Source organism: Cohnella luojiensis (assembly GCF_004564235.1).
Taxonomy (GTDB): Bacteria; Bacillota; Bacilli; order Paenibacillales; family Paenibacillaceae; genus Cohnella; species Cohnella luojiensis.
This window is the reverse complement of record NZ_SOMN01000007.1, coordinates 75,544-92,916: the sequence shown is the minus strand read 5'-3', so window position 1 is coordinate 92,916 and position 17,373 is coordinate 75,544. Positions and strand designations below refer to the sequence as shown.

The window sequence follows — 17,373 nt, the reverse complement described above, 5'->3', positions numbered from 1 at the left end:
GGAATAACGGAATGCGATTGCGCGGCAGGAAAAATAATTTTCGGGAAGCCTTAGAGCAACAAAAAGATATCGTGGTCCTTGAGCCTCAGGAGTACAAGGGTCGCTGGCACGAGTTTTTCGGCAACGATAACCCGATTCATATCGAGTGCGGCATGGGCAAGGGGCAATTCATAAGCCGGATGAGCGGGAATAATCCGCACATCAATTACATCGGAATGGATATTTACGATGAATTGTTGATCCGGGGGAGCGAGAAAGCCCGGGCATTGTGGAAAAATGAAAAGGGCGTCGACGAGGTTCCTAACTTGGCGCTCGCACGGGGCAATGTCGAGTTTCTGGACAAGATGTTCGATCCGGGGGAATTGGAGCGCATCTATTTGAACTTCAGCGATCCTTGGCCGAAATCGAAGCATGGCAAACGAAGGCTGACCCATCCTCGATTCTTGATGAAGTATAAACAAGCATTAAACGACATCGGGGAAATCCATTTCAAGACGGATTCGCTTAGCTTGTTCGAGTTCTCGTTGAACAGCTTTTCCGCGATCGAATACCAGATGCGCAACATCTCCTTGGATCTTCACCGCAACGGAATCCGCGAGGATCTAGTTCTGACGGAATACGAGACGAAATTCGTCGGCCAAGGAATGCCGATCTATAGGCTCGAAGCGGTAATCGGCGAGAAAGTCCAGCAGGAGCACCGGCGTCTCGTGGCTGAAGACCTGGAAGAGCAATTCCGCAGAGGAACGACGAAGGATTACGAGTCCGAAGAAGACTAAAGCAAGCGGCCGTACCCGAGTGAGAGCCGGGTACGGCCGTTATTATGATCGTGCTTGCCGAAAGGCCAGTCACGGTATTTTTTTTATATGGAACGCGGTTTAAATCCAGATGGAGAGAAGCAGGGCAGTAGAGCTGCCTAACAAGGCGCCTGCTACCGTGTCGCTTGGGAAATGGAGACCGAAGTAAATACGCGACAGAGCCACGCCGATTCCGATGGGCAACAAAGCGGGGATAAGCAAAGGCTCGACGAGCATCCAAGGCGTTAGCATCGCGAACGCAGCCGTCGTGTGACCGGAGGGGAAAGAAGGATCTTTTAGAGGATGCCGGTTCGTATTGATCTGCGGGAATACCTGATAGGGACGAAGGCGCGGCGCGCTTCTCTTGGCGATAGCTACCGGAATATGGCTTACCACGACGGCGGCGAAAGACAGCCAACCGGCATGGCTCCATGGCTCCGGCGCGAATAATCCGGCAGCAAGCGAGATGCAAAGACTGAAGGTCGCTCCCGCTAGGAGCGATAAGGTATGGAAAAGCCAATTCAAAGCGGAACGGTTCCAGCGAATGTTGACATGCAGGAATAACGGACGCTCGACTTCCTGAAGCATGCGGTATATTCTGCTCATTGCTCCATCTCCTTATCGTTGGTAGCTGATTTGCATTTTGGATTGATTTCTCTCTCCCTATTTAGAATACCGCATGATTGTCACGCCAGTATTAACTCAGGTTTGACACCCCGTTAACGTCCGTTCCTTACAATGAAGAAAAGGACATGGAGAGGGGATTAACCATGGCGGATATTCGATTGGCTTTATTTACCGATACGTATTTTCCGGAGGTTAATGGCGTAGCCAAAACATTGGAAAGATGGATTGGGTATCTCCGAAGTCAAGGGATCGAATGCATGGTGTTCGCGCCTTCGCGGCCGCGCAAGGAAAAGACGGTTTCGGAGGTCGCCGAAAGGTTGGTCAGCCTGCCTTTCTTCCTCTATCCGGAATGCAGGCTTGCCGTGCCTCAGACGGGGAGCGTCGAGAAGAAGCTTCTTAGCTTCAAGCCTACGATTATTCACGTAGCGACACCGTTCGGCACCGGCGTAGCGGGTCGGCATTTGGCGATAAAGCACGGAATTCCTCTGGTCGCCTCTCATCATACGCATTTTGTGCGTTATTTGCCGTTTTACAATTTACAATGGATGGGCAAACTTTTATGGAGATATTTGCATTGGTTCCACCGACCATGCAGAACAATATACGTACCCTCGCAATCCGTTCTGGAGGAGTGCCGCAAGGATGGGTGGGAGGGGCTTGAAATCTGGAGCCGCGGAGTCGATACGGAGCGATTCCATCCCGGCGTAGATCGTGAAGGGCTGCTGCAAGAAAACGGAATTCCAAGCTCAAGGTTTGTCGTGTTGTATGCGGGACGAATGGCTCCGGAGAAGCAGACGGAAGTGGCAGTCGAAGCGGTTTCCTTATTCGCCTCGCGTACCGGAGCGGATGCGCAGCTTGTCATCGCCGGAGACGGGCCTGCAGCCCAAGATATTAAGGCATTGGCTTCGCGGAGAGGCGTCCAAGCTCGATTTCTTGGCGCGGTTACGCAGGCTGAACTTCAACGTTGGATGGCAGCCTCGGATGTGCTGCTCTTTCCTTCCGCGACCGAAACGTTCGGCAACGTCGTGGTGGAGGCTATGGCTTGCGGGTTGCCGGTGCTGGGAGCAGCGGGAGGAGCGGTGCCGGATACGATTCGGAATGGGGAGAATGGACTGCTCTGCCCTCCGGGAGACATCATGGCGTTCGCCGATCAGCTAGAGCATTTGCACAAGGATGCATCCTTGCGAGCAAGACTATCCGTAGCAGGCGTTCAGGAGGCAAAACATCGTTCCTGGGACGAGGTATTCCGGGGGTTAAGGGCAAGCATGGAGGATGCCGCGGGGATTTTAAGCGCAACTTTATAAAGTTTCCAATCGTTAACTTAATGTGAACGGGGAGTAGGTCTCAGGATAGAAAAAGATTGGAAATCGATGAAAATGCCGCTTAGGCGTAGCAATTTCTACTTCTTGCACGGCTTGAGTTCCGAGAACCGTCCATCTTGGCCGTAAGCCGCAAATATGGGGGCAATACCCTTTTGACAAATGGGTGTAAACGAAAGAAAATCAAGAATGTCTCTTTTCAGAGTCTGTAATTGCGGAAGTAAGGTAAAGTTTAAAGAGAGAAAACACAGAGAATAAACAAAAAAGAGAAAAAGAAAAAAGGGATCTAGGGGGTATAACTGAATATGTTTAACAATTTTCTTTTAGTCGTTCAGGTTTTGTTTTTCGTGGTCGGGGCGTATCAAGTGATTTTGTCTTTTTTCGGATGGTATCGGAAAAAAGAACGGATTACCCACAAGCCGACCAAGTCGTTTGCCTTATTGGTGGCCGCTCACAATGAGAAAGCCGTAGTCGGGGCATTGATTGAAAACTTGCTAAAAATGGACTATCCTCGCGAATTGTTCGATATTTTCGTTATTTGCGATAACTGCACGGATGGTACGGCGGACGTCGTACGCAAGTATCCGGGGGTTCATGCATGCGAGCGTACGAACCCTCATCAGCGGGGCAAAGGCTTCGCGATCGAATGGATGCTCAAGGAACTATGGAAGCATCCCAAACAATACGATTCAATCGTCATGTTCGATGCCGACAATCTGGTGGCAACCAACTTCTTGCAATACATGAACGAAGATCTTTGCAACGGATACCGGGTCATCCAAGGTTACTTGGACACGAAGAACCCGAACGACTCTTGGGTCAGCGCGGCTAACGGCATCAACTATTGGTTCTGTAACCGATTGTGGCAGATGCCGCGATATAACCTGGGTCTATCCAACTTTCTCGGCGGAACGGGTATGTGTTTCGAGACGAAGCTGCTGAAGGAAATGGGCTGGGGGGCAACGAGCCTGGTCGAGGATCTGGAATTTACGATTCGATGCATTCAGCGGGATATTTATCCGAAGTTCAACTATGATGCCCGCGTGTACGACGAGAAGCCGATTACGTTCAAGGCATCTTCGCGCCAACGGCTCCGTTGGATGCAAGGCCATTTCGACATTACGCGCCGCTACATGCTTCCGCTTTTGTGGCAGGGGATCAAGGAGCGCAGCATTGTTAAAGTGGACGCGGCGTTATATGTTTTTAACGCGTACAACTTCCTTCTCGGTTTCTTGATTACGGCAACGCTGTGGTTCGACTTGTTGCTTCCGGGCGATCCGCATTTCGATTCCATTTATTCGATCGCGCCGGCATGGCTAGCCATACCGATTTCGATTTATATCTACTTGCAAGTTCCGCTTGCCATGCTGTTGGAAAAAGTGAATTGGCGTATTTATCTCAAGTTGGTCATGTTTCCGGTTTTCTTCTTCACATGGTGGCCGATTACTTTCTATGCCTTCTTCACGCAGAACAACAAAACCTGGAGCCATACGCAGCATACTCGCGTGATCAGGTTGGAGGAAGTGCAAGGAAAACAAATGTAAGAGCAGGCGTTCCCTGGGCGCGATCCCGGGGAATTTCCTTTGTTACCGGATTATGCGTTGACATCCCGATGTTGCCGTGATATAGTGTTCGTTGTGACTGATTTATGAAAATTATTCAGCACGCACAAGCAGAAGCGCCCGCTTCTCACCTGATTGGCATTTGCTGACGGGTATGCGTAGCCGACGATATACGGGACTTGCGGAAACTTCGGTTTCGATGCAACGATCGATAACGTTAGGACTAGGATGCGGGTCAATGCGACTCGTATTTTTTTGTTTTTCACGACAAGAAAAATCACTCGAAAGTTTATTTCGGAGGTGGAACATTATTAGCAAGGATCATCAAATCAACGAGGAAATCCGGGCGAAGGAAGTCCGACTAGTCGGCCCCGAAGGCGAGCAAATCGGCATCAAACCTTTTCGTGAAGCTATGCAGATGGCCATTGACGCGAATCTTGATCTAGTTAACGTAGCGCCGCAGGCGAAACCGCCCGTGTGCCGCATCATGGACTATGGCAAATTCCGTTATGAGCAGCAGAAGAAAGAAAAGGAAGCTCGGAAGAATCAGAAAATCGTCGATCTCAAAGAAGTTTGGTTTCGTGCGAACATTGAAGAGCATGACTACCAGACGAAGTTTCGCAATGTTGTGAAATTCTTGAACGAAGGCGACAAGGTGAAATGCTCCGTGCGGTTCCGCGGTCGCGAAATCACGCATGCCAAGCTCGGCCAGAAGATCTTGGAGCGAGTGGCGAACGAAGTAGCAGATATTTGTGTTGTTGAGCGCATGCCTAAGCTGGAAGGCCGCAGCATGATTATGATTTTGGCTCCGAAAGCCCACTGACAGGAGGATACAAACCATGCCTAAGATGAAAACACATAGCAGCTTGAAAGATCGCTTCAAAATTACAGGAACCGGTAAAGTCAAACGTTTCAAAGCTTACAAAAACCACTTGCTGTCCCACAAATCGGGACGCGCTAAACGTGTATTGGCTACTCAACCGTTGATGGCTCAAGGCGACGTTCGCCGTATGAAGCAGCAACTTGGAAATCTGAAATAAATCGTCATACGAACACTCTCGGGAGGTAATGAATCATGGCAAGAGTCAAGGGCGGATTCGTAACGCGCCGTCGTCGCAATAGAATGTTGAAGTTGGCAAAAGGTTACTGGGGCGCGAAACATCGCCTGTTTAAGAAAGCGAAAGAGCAAGTAATGAAATCCCTTATGTACGCATACCGCGACCGTCGTCAGACGAAACGGAACTTCCGCAAATTGTGGATCGTGCGTATTAACGCTGCGGCTCGCCAGAACGGCTTGTCTTACAGCAAATTGATGTACGGCTTGAAATTGGCCGGTATCGAAGTTAACCGCAAAATGCTTGCCGACTTGGCAGTGAACGATATCAACGCGTTCAACTCGCTTGCCGGCGCGGCTAAAGAAAAAATCAACGCGTAGTATCGCGTACAGACAAGCCCCGGGCAACCGGGGTTTTTTTGCGACTATCGAAGGCTTTCCGTATCCCCCATTTTGTCCAATAAGTCGGACAGAGGTACAAGCACGACAAGCTCCCTGCACATAATCTAACAAGACAACGGAGATGACGATCGAGAAGGACGCAGATTGTTTCTTCGCCGTTCGTACCTGATGCACCCAGGGAGGAGTGTTAAGATGTCTCGAATAACACGTTCGCAGGCCGGCAAGCTCGTTGGCAAACAGATTTACGCGGTACGCAAGGATGGTTCCGTCGCATCGGGCAAGCTTGTCCGCATTAGCGGAAACCGATTGGTCCTGGAGCAACCGAAGGGCAAAGCGCAGACGAAAGCGATTATCCCGCTAGTCTTGTTTGATTTGCTGGCGATTGGCACGTTAGGTGGCGGCTACGGCTACGGCGGTGGCTACGGCTACGGCGGTGGCTACGGCCATGGCTACGGCGGATATGACGGCTTTGGTTACGGCGGTTGGTGGTAATCCCGGTAGTTCTGGTAGTCGTGAATAATAGTAAAAGCGACAGCGGACCGACATTGATCGGAACCGCTGTTTAGCTTCGTCGCCTATGCGTCGAATAAGGGTTTGGCTAACTCGATTACCTTCAAATCAGGAATCACTCGTACAGTGCGATAACCGAGGCGATGGTAAAAGCGGAGCGCGCGGTCATTGTTATCGTCCACGAAGACATGGGACATCATGCATCCTTTCTTGCGTCCGTACTGCTCTGCCCGGGCCATAAGCTCGGTACCCCAATGCATGTTCTGGTAACGGGAATCTACGGCGAGCAGATCAATGAAGAGCGTTTTGTAGCGAAATTCCATATGCAGGAAGCCGATAGGCTCGCTTCTGCGGGATTGGGCGACAACCAGAGTTGCGCCTTTTCGGATGCGTTGCGTAATCTGAGTATGCAGTCGACTATCCCGTGGATGCTGCCATGGGGATAGGGGAACCAATTGGGTTTTGACAAGTCGAACGATCCCATTATCGTCGCGTGGTTGTCTCCATCGAATCAAGTGGGGTGCCTCCCCGTTTTAAGTCGCTCGGAATGGCCCTAGCCCTTGGCGCATGCCGATCTTACAACGTATGAACAAGTTATTCGAACGGTAACGGCGAAGATGTGTATTGACGAATGCCTTGGCGAAGAATATAATAAGTCCTAAATCGACGGAAAAACAAATGGCCGTGATGAGGAAAAAGCGATGGGGCTCTTAAGCTCAGAGAGTATCGGATTAGCTGAGACCGATGCCTTAACCCCTGTACGCGAAGTCTCCTCGGAGCTGTTCGCCTGAACCGCCTGATCGGCGTATTAGGGTGAATCGGATTGGCGCTCGTTATTGCGCTTAAGGTATGGACGTTCCTTGGGGCAACCCGGTGGAATACATACTTTATAAGGCCGTCACCGTGAGGTGTGCGGCAAACTCGGGTGGTACCGCGGAAGCAACAGCCTTTCGTCCCAAGACAGCCATATTGGCGTTGGGATGAAGGGCTTTTTTGATTTGTTGTACGTTTAGAAAGCATAAGTGTTCAAACGTACAACCGTCCATAGGACGGTGAAGCGGTTTTACTTGAAAGGAGGAAAAAAAGATGAGTACACAAGGCGTTACATTGAAATCTAAAGAAGAATTGATCGAGAAGTGGAGCAAACCGGAAGTGATCACCGGGTCGGATGTGCTGCTTCGCAGTTTGTTGCTGGAGGGAGCGGAGTGCGTCTTCGGATACCCGGGCGGCGCGGTGTTGTACATCTACGATGCCATGCATGGCTTCACGGACTTCCAGCATCTTCTGACGCGCCATGAGCAAGGGGCCATTCATGCTGCCGACGGTTATGCGCGTTCTACTGGCAAGGTTGGCGTATGTATCGCAACATCGGGACCGGGGGCGACTAATCTGGTCACGGGAATTGCAACCGCATATATGGATTCCGTGCCTTTAGTTGTTATTACCGGGAATGTCGCGACCAGCTTTATCGGAACGGATGCGTTCCAGGAAGCGGATATCGTCGGCATTACGATGCCGATCACGAAGCACAGCTATCTGGTGCGCAAGGCGGAAGACTTGCCTCGCATCATCCATGAAGCTTTCCATATTGCCAACAGCGGACGCAAGGGTCCAGTGCTTATCGATATTCCGAAAGACGTATCCGCGGAGAAAACGTTGTTCCAACCGGTTAGCGAGGTGAACCTGCGCGGGTATAACCCGACGGTTCAACCGAATAAGATGCAGGTGGACAAAATGCTGCGCGCGATCGAGAAAGCCGAGAAGCCCGTCATTCTAGCCGGCGGCGGAGTCATCTACTCCGGCGCTCATGAAGAATTGTACGAATTCGTTACGAAGACGGGCATACCGACGACTACGACGTTACTGGGACTAGGCGGGTTCCCAAGCGGTAATGAACTGCACATGGGGATGCCCGGCATGCACGGTACTTACACGGCGAATACGGCCATCCAAAGCGCCGATCTACTCATCAACATCGGAGCGAGATTCGATGACCGCGTTACGATGAAGCTCAAAGGCTTCGCGCCTCATGCGAAAGTCGTGCACATCGATATCGATCCGGCGGAGATCGGCAAGAACGTTCCGACTGAAATTCCTATCGTGGGTGATGTCAAAGCGGTTCTGCAGCTAGCCAACGCTGGCGCGAAACGCGCGGATAAGGCAGACGCGTGGAGAGCGCAGGTTAGCCAATGGAAAGCGACTAAGCCGAACAAATACAAGGATTCCGATGTCGTATTGAAGCCGCAATGGGTCGTATCGATGATCCATGAAACGACCAAGGGCGATGCGATCGTGACGACGGACGTCGGCCAGCATCAGATGTGGGCGGCTCAGTACTATCCGTTGAATAAACCTCGTTCATGGGTGACTTCCGGCGGACTAGGCACGATGGGCTTTGGATTCCCTTCCGCGATCGGCGCCCAGATGGGCAATCCGGACCGGACGGTCGTCTCCATCAACGGAGACGGCGGAATGCAGATGTGCGCGCAGGAGCTTGCGATCTGCGCAATCAACAACATTCCGGTCAAAGTGGCCATTATCAACAATCAGGTGCTCGGTATGGTACGTCAGTGGCAGGAAATCATCCATGAAAACCGCTACAGCCATATCGATCTAGCCGGCAGCCCCGACTTCGTGAAGCTCTCCGAAGCATATGGAGTTAAAGCGTTTCGCGCTTCCAATAAGGAAGAGGCACGCAGCGCATGGCTAGAAGCTTTGGAGCATCCTGGTCCTGCGGTCGTGGAATTTGTTGTCCGCAAGGATGAGAACGTCTACCCAATGGTTACGGCAGGTTCGACTATTGGAGAGATGCTGATGGGGGATTCCGAATGAACCGTAAACATACGATAGCGATACTCGTAAACGACCAGCCGGGCGTGCTGCAACGGGTTTCCGGCCTGTTCGGCCGCCGTGGCTTCAATATTGAGAGCATTACCGTAGGCTCTTCCGAAGAGCCGGGACTCTCCCGCATGGTCATCGTAACTACCGGAGATGATCATACGCTGGAGCAGGTCCAGAAGCAATTGTACAAGCTAATCGATGTCATTAAAGTCATCGACGTAAGCGGAAATCCGATGGTCGGCCGGGAGCTCGGCTTGATCAAGATCGGAGCCGAGCCTTCCGCGCGACCGGAAATACTAGGTATCGTGGAAACGTTCCGCGCGGCGGTCGTCGATATCGGTCCTTCGACGTTGATCGTTCAGGTCGTCGGCGATTCCGAGAAAATCGACGCGATGATCGAATTGCTGAAGCCATACGGAATCCGCGAGTTATCGCGGACTGGCGTAACGGCGATGAACAGGGGTTTCAGATAAGTCGTAGCAGAGAATGTCCATAGAACGAAAGACCCGCTCGGAGCGGGGGTTCGAAGGGAGCGCCATGCTTTAGTGCGGAGGCGCGACGGTGCGGTAGCACAACCCTTGGAACGCCCGCTCCGAGGGTCGACAAATAATCATCTTTTATTACTTTAAGGAGGAATACAATCCAATGGCAGTTAATCTATTTCACGAGAAAGACGCCGATCTTGGCGTTCTCAAAGGCAAAACAATCGCGGTAATCGGCTACGGCAGCCAAGGTCACGCGCAAGCGCAGAACCTTCGCGACAGCGGTCTGAACGTTATTATCGGTCTTCGCCAAGGCAAGTCCGCGGACAGCGCTCGCAATGACGGCTTCGAAGTGCTTTCCGTCGGCGACGCAACTCGCAAAGCGGATGTCGTGCAAATCCTCATGCCGGATGAAACGCAAGCTAGCGTTTACAAGAACGAAATCGAGCCTAACCTGAAAAAAGGCGCTGCGCTCATGTTCTCGCACGGCTTTAACGTGCATTTCGGCCAAATCGTAGCTCCTGCCGATGCGGACGTCCTGTTGGTTGCTCCGAAATCCCCGGGTCACATGGTTCGTCGCACTTACGTTGAAGGTTTCGGCGTACCGGGATTGATCGCGATTCATCAGAACGGAACAGGCAAAGCATTCGACATCGGTATGGCTTACGCCAAAGGAATCGGCTGTACCCGCGCGGGAGTTATCGAAACTTCCTTCCGCGAAGAAACCGAAACCGACTTGTTCGGCGAGCAAGCCGTACTATGCGGCGGCGCTACCGCCCTCGTTAAAGCTGGTTTCGAGACGCTTGTCGAAGCAGGATACGCTCCCGAGATGGCTTACTTCGAGTGTTTGCACGAGTTGAAGCTGATCGTTGACATGATGTATGAAGGCGGCTTGTCTTCCATGCGAAGCTCCATTTCCAACACGGCGGAATACGGCGATTACGTTACCGGACCTCGCGTCGTAACGGATGAAACGAAAAAAGAAATGAAACGCGTTCTCGAAGATATCCAACAAGGTAAATTCGCTCGCGACTTCATTCTTGAGAACCAATCCGGACGCGCGTTCCTCACGGCTACTCGCCGCAACGAAGCCGAGCACCCGATCGAAGTTGTCGGCGCTCAATTGCGCAGCATGATGCATTGGATCAAGAAGTAAATTACTGCACTCCAGACCGAAGCCCCGGCAAAAACCGGGGCTTTTTTGTATTTTCGGATGCCATCAAGATCATGGATATGGACGACTCTAATGCAGCATAAGAATGTAGGAGTCCGGGAAGGGGTGAAACAGATGCACATCGTCCGTAAACTCTCGTTGAGATTGCTTCGGATGCAGAGCGGTATCCTATTGTCGGGAACCCTTCTATTCGTATTGGCGAGCGCCTCCTTGATTTACTTGATAGAGCCGGCCACGTTCAAAGATCGTTGGTTCAACGCGTTATATTGGGTAATGACGACGGTCGCGACGGTGGGCTACGGCGATTTTTATCCAACGACTGTTCCCGGCAAGACATTCGCCATGTTCCTTTACGTGTTCGGAATAGGATTGCTTAGCTTGGTCATTGGCAAAATCATCGATTATTTCGTGGAAATCCACCGCAAGAGGGGGGCCGGTCTATTGAAGTATCACGGGAAAGAGCACATCATTCTTATTAACTGGAGCAAGAAGGCGAAGTTGGCGATAGAAGAGATTCTTTCGACCGACGAGGACATAGAGATCGTGATTATCGACGAGTCCGACAAGCTTCCGTTCGACCATGCCAAGGTGCATTTTGTCAGCGGCGATCCAACTTCGGTGGACACTCTGGAGAACGCGGCCGTTCATCATGCGCGGGCAGCCATTATTTTCTCCGATTCGCGAATCGACGATTCCTCGTTGGTAGACGGCAAATCGCTGCTTATCGCATCCAGTATCGAGAAGCATGCCCCGGAAGTACATACAACCGTTGAAATCGTCATGGAAAAGCATATACAGAACTTCCGGCACGTAAAGGTCAACGAATTCGTTCTGTCCTACGACGCGGTGTCGCGACTGGCAGTAAGGGCAGCCCTGCACGAAGGCAACATTGAAATATTCACCCAGCTGTTAAGCCGTCAGGATGGCGATGATTTGTTCGAAATCAAAACCGACAGTGCTTGGGAAAGTTACGGAGATGCTTTCCAAGCACTGATTAATAAGGGAGCAACTTTAATCGCCGACGGCAACGACATGGGGATTAATCGCCGACTGAAAGACCCTATTCCGGACAACGCGAAACTGTACGTCATCTCGGATAAAAAAACGATCGCGGCACTTCGGCGCGAGGGGAGGTGAAGAGCCCGATGCTACCGCTCGCTTATTTGGAATGGTCCGAATCGTTAGGGCGCGTGGAGCAGCACCTGCTGGACGCGTACGTCTCCAGGGAGGAGCTATTTCTGCGAAAACTGGTGAACGCTACCGTCATCCGTAATCGGATGTTCGAGCATTCGTCCAACGAGTCCGAAAGCAACCGGCGGCACGCGGTGTACGTAAAGCCTTTCCGGGAATTCGACATAGCGACGTACGGGACGGCGATTTGGAAGCATGCATTCGAATTCTGCGATATATCCGATTCACTGGAGGCCGTATTCTGCATATGGCATAACGGCGATTTCGTCGCGGAACCCATGACTTTCGGCTTGTTGGAGCCTATGGATATCGCGCAATTGCTTTTAGACCATTACTTGATCGAAATGGGCAAGACGTATGAGGTCCTATACACGGTTCTGGACAACGAACGGAAAAAGGTGCTTTTTTTCTTAAAAGAGGTGATGGACTAGATGAAGCAAGCAGAGAAGACGCCTTTCGGAATAAAGTCCGGGAAGCTGGCGGCGCTGACGTTGCTATTAACCGTGCCTGTCATGATGACGGGCTGCAACCAAGTGTCCTCTAGCGAGGAGTGCAATCCGAATTACGACGAATGCGAGTACGACGATGACCATGGAGTATACGTTTACAGCAGTAAATCGAAGAAGTATAAAGCGAGCTCCGGCTACAAGAGTAACTCTTCTTCCAAATCCTACAGCGGATTCGGAAGCGGAGGGAAGAGCAGCACCGGAGGTTGATGAGTAATGCGCAGAATGTTCCACATGGGCCTTCCGCATGACGACGTTTTTCGGGGAGAAATCGCGGAGAACATTCCCTATCATCGAATGTACGGCAAAGAATATTGTCTGCCTTCCTTATTGCTGTATTCTCCGGATGAAGCAAGGAGGATTGCGGAAGCCGCGGAATGGGTGAACCGAATATACGACAAAACGCTTCGATTTGCCCAACGGTACTTGCCTGACGATTTTTTCTTAGAATATTTGGGGATACCGGCTTCTCTTATTCCGACGGCTCGCATAGAAGTTCCATTTCACGGCGTGTCGCGTCAGGATTGGATCGTGAACGGCGGTCGATTAAAATGCATCGAGAACAACAGCGATACTCCTTCGGGTATTCCGGAAGCGGCTTGGTTATCCGGGGCGTTGATCGAACAATACGCCGAGTTCTTCGGAAATCCGTCCCAAGGAATGCGTCGTTCGATTCAAGAGGCTTTCCGGCAATTGCTGGATCATTACCGCGAGCTGGGGTTAGACGATACGATTGCTTTGAGTTGTTACGATTGGCACATGGAAGACAAATATAACACTCGTTACCTTATGGAAGCTGTTCGCGAGTTGGGATATCGGGTGATCTATGTCCCCTTAGAGAGATTAGAGATCGTACCGGAAGACGGACTTTACGCCGATGGGGTGCGGATTGACGTGCTATACCGGCTCTATCCGCTGGAATATCTCGTATACGACCGGGAAGAGGCGTCTGATTTTCCGATCGGAGAGGAGCTTCTTCGGCTTGTCGGTCAAGGAAAACTGGGACTGATCAATCCGGCTCAAAGCATCATAACGCAAAGCAAAGGATTCATGGCTCTCGTATGGTCGTTATACGAACGGAACCGACTGACGGAAGAAGCGATCGGCTTTACGCTGTTCGGCAAGGAAGAGCTTACCGCGATCGAAAGCTATTTGCTTCCTACTTATTTCGAGAAATCCGTGTTCGAAGCGACCGGAGCGCCGTATGTGTCTAAAGGGTACTGGGGGCGCGAAGGCAAAGGAGTAACTCTTTTCGATTCCGCCGGGAACAAAGAGGTTCCGTCCGAGCCGAAGGGAGAAGAAGATCCGGAGGTTCTGGATTATTACGAGAATCAGCCGAAAGTGTATCAGCTTAGGTGCGAGATGGAAGCCGTGCGCGTGCCGACCGAGATGGGCGAATATTCCGGATACGTGTTAACGGGCGCTTATGTGATAGGTGGCCGTTTTGCCGGCTTGCTGCCTCGGATCGGGGAAGCCGTTACAGGGATATGGCGTATTATTGTCCCGCTGCTGTTGAGATTAAGGAGGAATCGTAAATGGAACATTTAGGAGAAGATTTGGCGAATGTCGCGATCGGTTTGGGCATTCTGCTCTTGGTGCTGGTCGTCGGCGCTTTCGTATTCAGCAAATTAACGCGTTTCAACGACGCGGATGAAATCAACAAAGGCAACCAGGCTGCGGGAATGTACTTCGGCAGCAAGCTTCTAGGCTTATGCATCATCGTCGGAATGGTTTCCTATAGCTCGGATTCATGGGTCTCGATGCTCATCTGGTCCGGAATCGGGATCCTCATTCTTTGCTTAGTGTATCTGCTGTTTGATTGGATGACGCCGAAGTTCAAGGTTTGCGAACAGATCGAGAGCGGAAACATGGCCATTGCGCAATTGCTTCGCTCGATCATTATCGGCGTGTCTATCGTCATCGGTACGTTCTTGATGTGATACGTCACGCTGCTAACCCGATCCAAGATCATATCTTGGGTCGGGTTTTTTGCGTTAGGCGACGAAACGTGGCTTTTCTCCCCATAGAATATGTTATAATCTTTAGAAAAGTCATGAAGTGTTATGGAGGTGCGGGCAAGGCCCTGTCATGAGAAAAATTTATGTTTTTGATACGACGTTGCGGGACGGGGAACAATCTCCCGGCGTTAACCTGAATACTCAGGAAAAGGTCGAAATCGCGCTGCAGTTGGAGAAATTGGGCGTTGATCGAATAGAAGCGGGTTTTCCGGCGGCATCGCCTGGAGATCTTGCAGCCGTTAACGCGGTCGCAAGGGCGGTAAAGAACGCCACCGTCATCGGGCTTGCACGTTCGCGCGAGCCGGATATCGACGCGGTAAGGGAAGCGCTGAAAGGCGCTCAGGATCCTGGCATTCATCTATTCCTGGCGACTTCTCCCATTCATCGCAAGCACAAGCTTCGCATGGATAAGGACCAAGTGCTGGAAGCGGCTGATAAAGCCATTCGCTATGCGAAACAATACTTCGATAAAATCGAATTTTCCCCAGAGGACGCCGGACGCACGGAGCTGGATTATCTCTGCCAAGTAACGGAGATGGCCATTAACGCCGGAGCGACGGTCGTTAATATTCCGGATACGGTTGGCTATATGACTCCTCAGGAATTCGGGAACATATTCAAAGTGTTAAAAGAAACGGTACCCGGAATCGAGCGCATTCAACTGTCTGCGCATTGCCATGACGATCTAGGCATGGCGACGGCGAACGCGCTCGCGGCCATCCTTAACGGAGCGGATCAAATAGAAGGCACGATCAACGGCATCGGAGAACGCGCAGGCAATACCGCGCTAGAAGAAGTCGCGCTCACGCTGGCAACCCGCGCCGAGTTCTTCCAAGCGACGACTTCCTTGAATCTGAAGGAAATCGCGCGTACGAGCCGCTTGGTTAGCAAGCTTACGGGCATGGTGGTACCGGGGAATAAAGCGATCGTCGGAGCTAACGCGTTCGCTCATGAGTCCGGAATCCATCAAGACGGGATGCTGAAGGAAAAAACAACGTACGAGATTATTTCTCCGGATACGATAGGGCTTCGGGACAGCAAGCTGGTACTTGGCAAGCACTCCGGGCGACATGCTTTCCGCGAGAAGCTGATCGACCTTGGCTACGAGCAATTGACGGAAGAGCAAGTGAACGCCGCATTCGGCAAATTCAAGGATTTGGCGGATCGCAAGAAAAACGTCAGCGACGAGGATATCCGCGCCCTGCTCGAAGAGAAAATCATCGAGACGCCCGAGGTATTCGCGTTGGAGCAGCTCGTCGTTTCCTTCGACAGCCATTCGACTCCTCTGGCAAAGGTCACGCTTAAAACTGCTCAAGGCATCGTCAAGAAAGAGTCCGGCGGGAATGGCTCGGTAGACGCCATCTATCAAGCCATCGATGCGCTGACAGGCGAGGCGGTCGAGCTAGACGATTATACGATTAAATCGGTAACGGACGGAACGGACGCGTTAGGCGAGGTTCATGTCGTTCTGAAGCAAGGCGAATCGTCCGCGCATGGCCGCGGAGTAAGTACGGATATACTCGAAGCAAGCGCGCGGGCTTACGTGGATGCGCTCAATAGACTGATCGACAAGCGTAACGCTCCGACTCGTAATCGCCGTGATAACGTCACGTTGATCTAAGAAATGAGGAACGCAGGATGAAATTACAATTTTCGAAGAGACTGGACACCTTCTCCTCTTCGGCGGTTCGCGAAATCCTTAAGCTGACTCAGAAGAAATCCATCATATCCTTCGCGGGCGGACTGCCTGCGGAGGAGCATTTTCCGGTCGCGGCGATCGGGGAAGCCTTCCAAAGAGTGCTGGCGGCTGGTAACAAAGCGCTGCAGTACGGCTTAACGGAAGGTTATCTGCCGCTTCGCGAGAGCATCTGCGAGTGGATGGGAAGTAAAGGCGTAACGGTCACTCCCGACGATATGCTCCTGACGACGGGGTCGCAACAAGCGATCGATCTTCTGACGCGGATCTACATCGATGCTGGCGACGTCATTCTGGTGGAGAAACCAACCTATTTGTCCGCACTGCAAGTGTTCCGTTCTTACGGCGCCGCATTGGTTTCCGTGGAAACGGACGCGGACGGAATGGACTTGGCCGATTTGGCTGCCAAGCTCAAGCAGCATAAGCCCAAAATGGTATACGTCATACCTACTTTCTCCAATCCGACGGGCAAGGCATGGAGCATGGAGCGCAGGCTGGGCGTGCTTAAGCAATGCAGGGAGAGCGATACGCTAATCCTGGAGGATGATCCCTACGGCGAGCTAAAGTTCGGCGATGCTTCCGTTAAGTATCCATCGCTTTTCTCCTTGGATCAGCACCCGACCGGCTCATGCGTCGTCTACACGAGCACCTTCTCCAAAACCGTGGCTCCTGCGCTTCGTACGGGGTGGGTCATGGCAGATCCGGAAATCATCCGCCACATGGCTCGTGCCAAGCAAGCGGCCGATCTGCATTCGAGCTCGCTGGATCAGCAGACCTTATATCAATTGATGGAGCACTTCGATCTAGACGGTCATATCGAGTTCGTTCGTAAGGAGTACGAGAGCAGGATGCGCCAGATGGCGGATTTGCTTCAAGAGCAAGAGTGGCCGGGCGTCACATGGATCGAGCCGAAGGGCGGGATGTTCTTCTGGCTCGAGTTGCCTGAATCGGTTGATACCGCGGAGTTGCTTAAGACTGCCGTCGACCTCGGCGTTGCGTTCGTGCCGGGAGTTTCCTTCTTCGCCGAGAATGATGCGCCGAAGAACACGATGCGCCTTAACTTCACGCATAACGACTTCGAAGGCACCATCAACGGAATGAAGCGTCTGAATCAAGCCATGGAGAGCGTATTGGTGAAATAGGGTGATGGAGCGTACGACACTTTTGTGTCGTACGCTTCTTTCAACTACGCCGTCT

Annotated in this window: 19 protein-coding genes; 17 read left to right on the top strand and 2 right to left on the bottom strand. The window is 51.8% G+C overall.

Annotated features, from left to right (window positions below; all coding sequences use genetic code 11):
- The first annotated feature begins 11 nt into the window (after nucleotides 1–11).
- Nucleotides 12–776 (top strand): tRNA (guanosine(46)-N7)-methyltransferase TrmB, encoded by a 765-nt coding sequence (trmB, locus tag E2980_RS08015; protein WP_135151655.1) that lies wholly within the window; start codon nucleotides 12–14, stop codon nucleotides 774–776.
- Between the two features lie 99 nt (nucleotides 777–875).
- Here trmB and E2980_RS08010 read toward each other — a convergent pair whose 3' ends face one another.
- Complete coding sequence (locus E2980_RS08010) at nucleotides 876–1,400, bottom strand: phosphatase PAP2 family protein (RefSeq protein ID WP_135151654.1); 525 nt, start codon at nucleotides 1,398–1,400, stop codon at nucleotides 876–878.
- 164 nt (nucleotides 1,401–1,564) lie between these two features.
- Between E2980_RS08010 and E2980_RS08005 the strand changes: the two genes are divergently transcribed.
- From E2980_RS08005 to E2980_RS07980, 6 genes are all read left to right on the top strand, one after another.
- On the top strand, nucleotides 1,565–2,725 hold the full coding sequence (locus tag E2980_RS08005; protein ID WP_135151653.1) for a glycosyltransferase family 4 protein: 1,161 nt from the start codon (nucleotides 1,565–1,567) through the stop codon (nucleotides 2,723–2,725).
- A gap of 320 nt (nucleotides 2,726–3,045) precedes the next feature.
- Nucleotides 3,046–4,284, top strand: a complete 1,239-nt coding sequence (locus E2980_RS08000; RefSeq protein WP_135151652.1) for a glycosyltransferase family 2 protein — start codon at nucleotides 3,046–3,048, stop codon at nucleotides 4,282–4,284.
- A gap of 256 nt (nucleotides 4,285–4,540) precedes the next feature.
- Nucleotides 4,541–5,125, top strand: coding sequence for a translation initiation factor IF-3 (gene infC, locus E2980_RS07995; RefSeq protein ID WP_240702932.1), 585 nt, complete (start codon nucleotides 4,541–4,543; stop codon nucleotides 5,123–5,125).
- 16 nt (nucleotides 5,126–5,141) lie between these two features.
- Nucleotides 5,142–5,342 (top strand): 50S ribosomal protein L35, encoded by a 201-nt coding sequence (gene rpmI / locus E2980_RS07990; RefSeq protein ID WP_135151651.1) that lies wholly within the window; start codon nucleotides 5,142–5,144, stop codon nucleotides 5,340–5,342.
- A gap of 35 nt (nucleotides 5,343–5,377) precedes the next feature.
- Nucleotides 5,378–5,737, top strand: a complete 360-nt coding sequence (gene rplT / locus E2980_RS07985) for a 50S ribosomal protein L20 (protein WP_135151650.1) — start codon at nucleotides 5,378–5,380, stop codon at nucleotides 5,735–5,737.
- Between the two features lie 213 nt (nucleotides 5,738–5,950).
- A complete protein-coding gene (locus E2980_RS07980; protein WP_135151649.1) occupies nucleotides 5,951–6,250 on the top strand; it encodes a 50S ribosomal protein L33 in 300 nt (99 codons plus the stop codon).
- Nucleotides 6,251–6,333: 83 nt separating this feature from the next.
- Here the strand turns inward: E2980_RS07980 and E2980_RS07975 are convergent, their stop codons facing one another.
- The gene (locus tag E2980_RS07975; protein ID WP_135151648.1) at nucleotides 6,334–6,783 is read right to left on the bottom strand and encodes a GNAT family N-acetyltransferase; all 450 of its coding nucleotides are present in this window, start codon (nucleotides 6,781–6,783) and stop codon (nucleotides 6,334–6,336) included.
- 571 nt (nucleotides 6,784–7,354) lie between these two features.
- Here E2980_RS07975 and ilvB point away from each other — a divergent pair.
- The 10 genes from ilvB to E2980_RS07925 all read left to right on the top strand — a co-directional run bounded on the left by ilvB (nucleotide 7,355) and on the right by E2980_RS07925 (nucleotide 17,318).
- Nucleotides 7,355–9,100 carry a biosynthetic-type acetolactate synthase large subunit gene (gene ilvB / locus E2980_RS07970; RefSeq protein ID WP_135151647.1) on the top strand — a complete coding sequence of 582 codons (1,746 nt, stop codon included), beginning with the start codon at nucleotides 7,355–7,357 and terminating at the stop codon, nucleotides 9,098–9,100.
- Nucleotides 9,097–9,582, top strand: a complete 486-nt coding sequence (gene ilvN / locus E2980_RS07965; RefSeq protein ID WP_135151646.1) for an acetolactate synthase small subunit — start codon at nucleotides 9,097–9,099, stop codon at nucleotides 9,580–9,582. Before ilvB ends, ilvN begins: the two co-directional genes overlap by 4 nt.
- A 172-nt stretch (nucleotides 9,583–9,754) precedes the next feature.
- Nucleotides 9,755–10,747 carry a ketol-acid reductoisomerase gene (gene ilvC, locus E2980_RS07960; RefSeq protein ID WP_135151645.1) on the top strand — a complete coding sequence of 331 codons (993 nt, stop codon included), beginning with the start codon at nucleotides 9,755–9,757 and terminating at the stop codon, nucleotides 10,745–10,747.
- Nucleotides 10,748–10,879: 132 nt separating this feature from the next.
- On the top strand, nucleotides 10,880–11,902 hold the full coding sequence (locus tag E2980_RS07955; RefSeq protein ID WP_135151727.1) for a potassium channel family protein: 1,023 nt from the start codon (nucleotides 10,880–10,882) through the stop codon (nucleotides 11,900–11,902).
- A gap of 8 nt (nucleotides 11,903–11,910) precedes the next feature.
- Nucleotides 11,911–12,387, top strand: a complete 477-nt coding sequence (locus E2980_RS07950) for a hypothetical protein (RefSeq protein WP_135151644.1) — start codon at nucleotides 11,911–11,913, stop codon at nucleotides 12,385–12,387.
- Entirely contained in the window at nucleotides 12,388–12,672 is a 285-nt protein-coding gene (locus E2980_RS07945) for a hypothetical protein (protein ID WP_135151643.1), read from the top strand.
- Between the two features lie 6 nt (nucleotides 12,673–12,678).
- Nucleotides 12,679–14,010, top strand: a complete 1,332-nt coding sequence (locus E2980_RS07940; protein WP_338080642.1) for a glutathionylspermidine synthase family protein — start codon at nucleotides 12,679–12,681, stop codon at nucleotides 14,008–14,010.
- Nucleotides 13,998–14,402 carry a DUF350 domain-containing protein gene (locus E2980_RS07935; RefSeq protein WP_135151642.1) on the top strand — a complete coding sequence of 135 codons (405 nt, stop codon included), beginning with the start codon at nucleotides 13,998–14,000 and terminating at the stop codon, nucleotides 14,400–14,402. Before E2980_RS07940 ends, E2980_RS07935 begins: the two co-directional genes overlap by 13 nt.
- Nucleotides 14,403–14,550: 148 nt before the next feature.
- A complete protein-coding gene (locus tag E2980_RS07930) occupies nucleotides 14,551–16,101 on the top strand; it encodes a 2-isopropylmalate synthase (RefSeq protein ID WP_135151641.1) in 1,551 nt (516 codons plus the stop codon).
- A gap of 17 nt (nucleotides 16,102–16,118) precedes the next feature.
- Nucleotides 16,119–17,318, top strand: coding sequence for an aminotransferase-like domain-containing protein (locus E2980_RS07925; RefSeq protein WP_135151640.1), 1,200 nt, complete (start codon nucleotides 16,119–16,121; stop codon nucleotides 17,316–17,318).
- The last annotated feature ends 55 nt before the right edge of the window (nucleotides 17,319–17,373 follow it).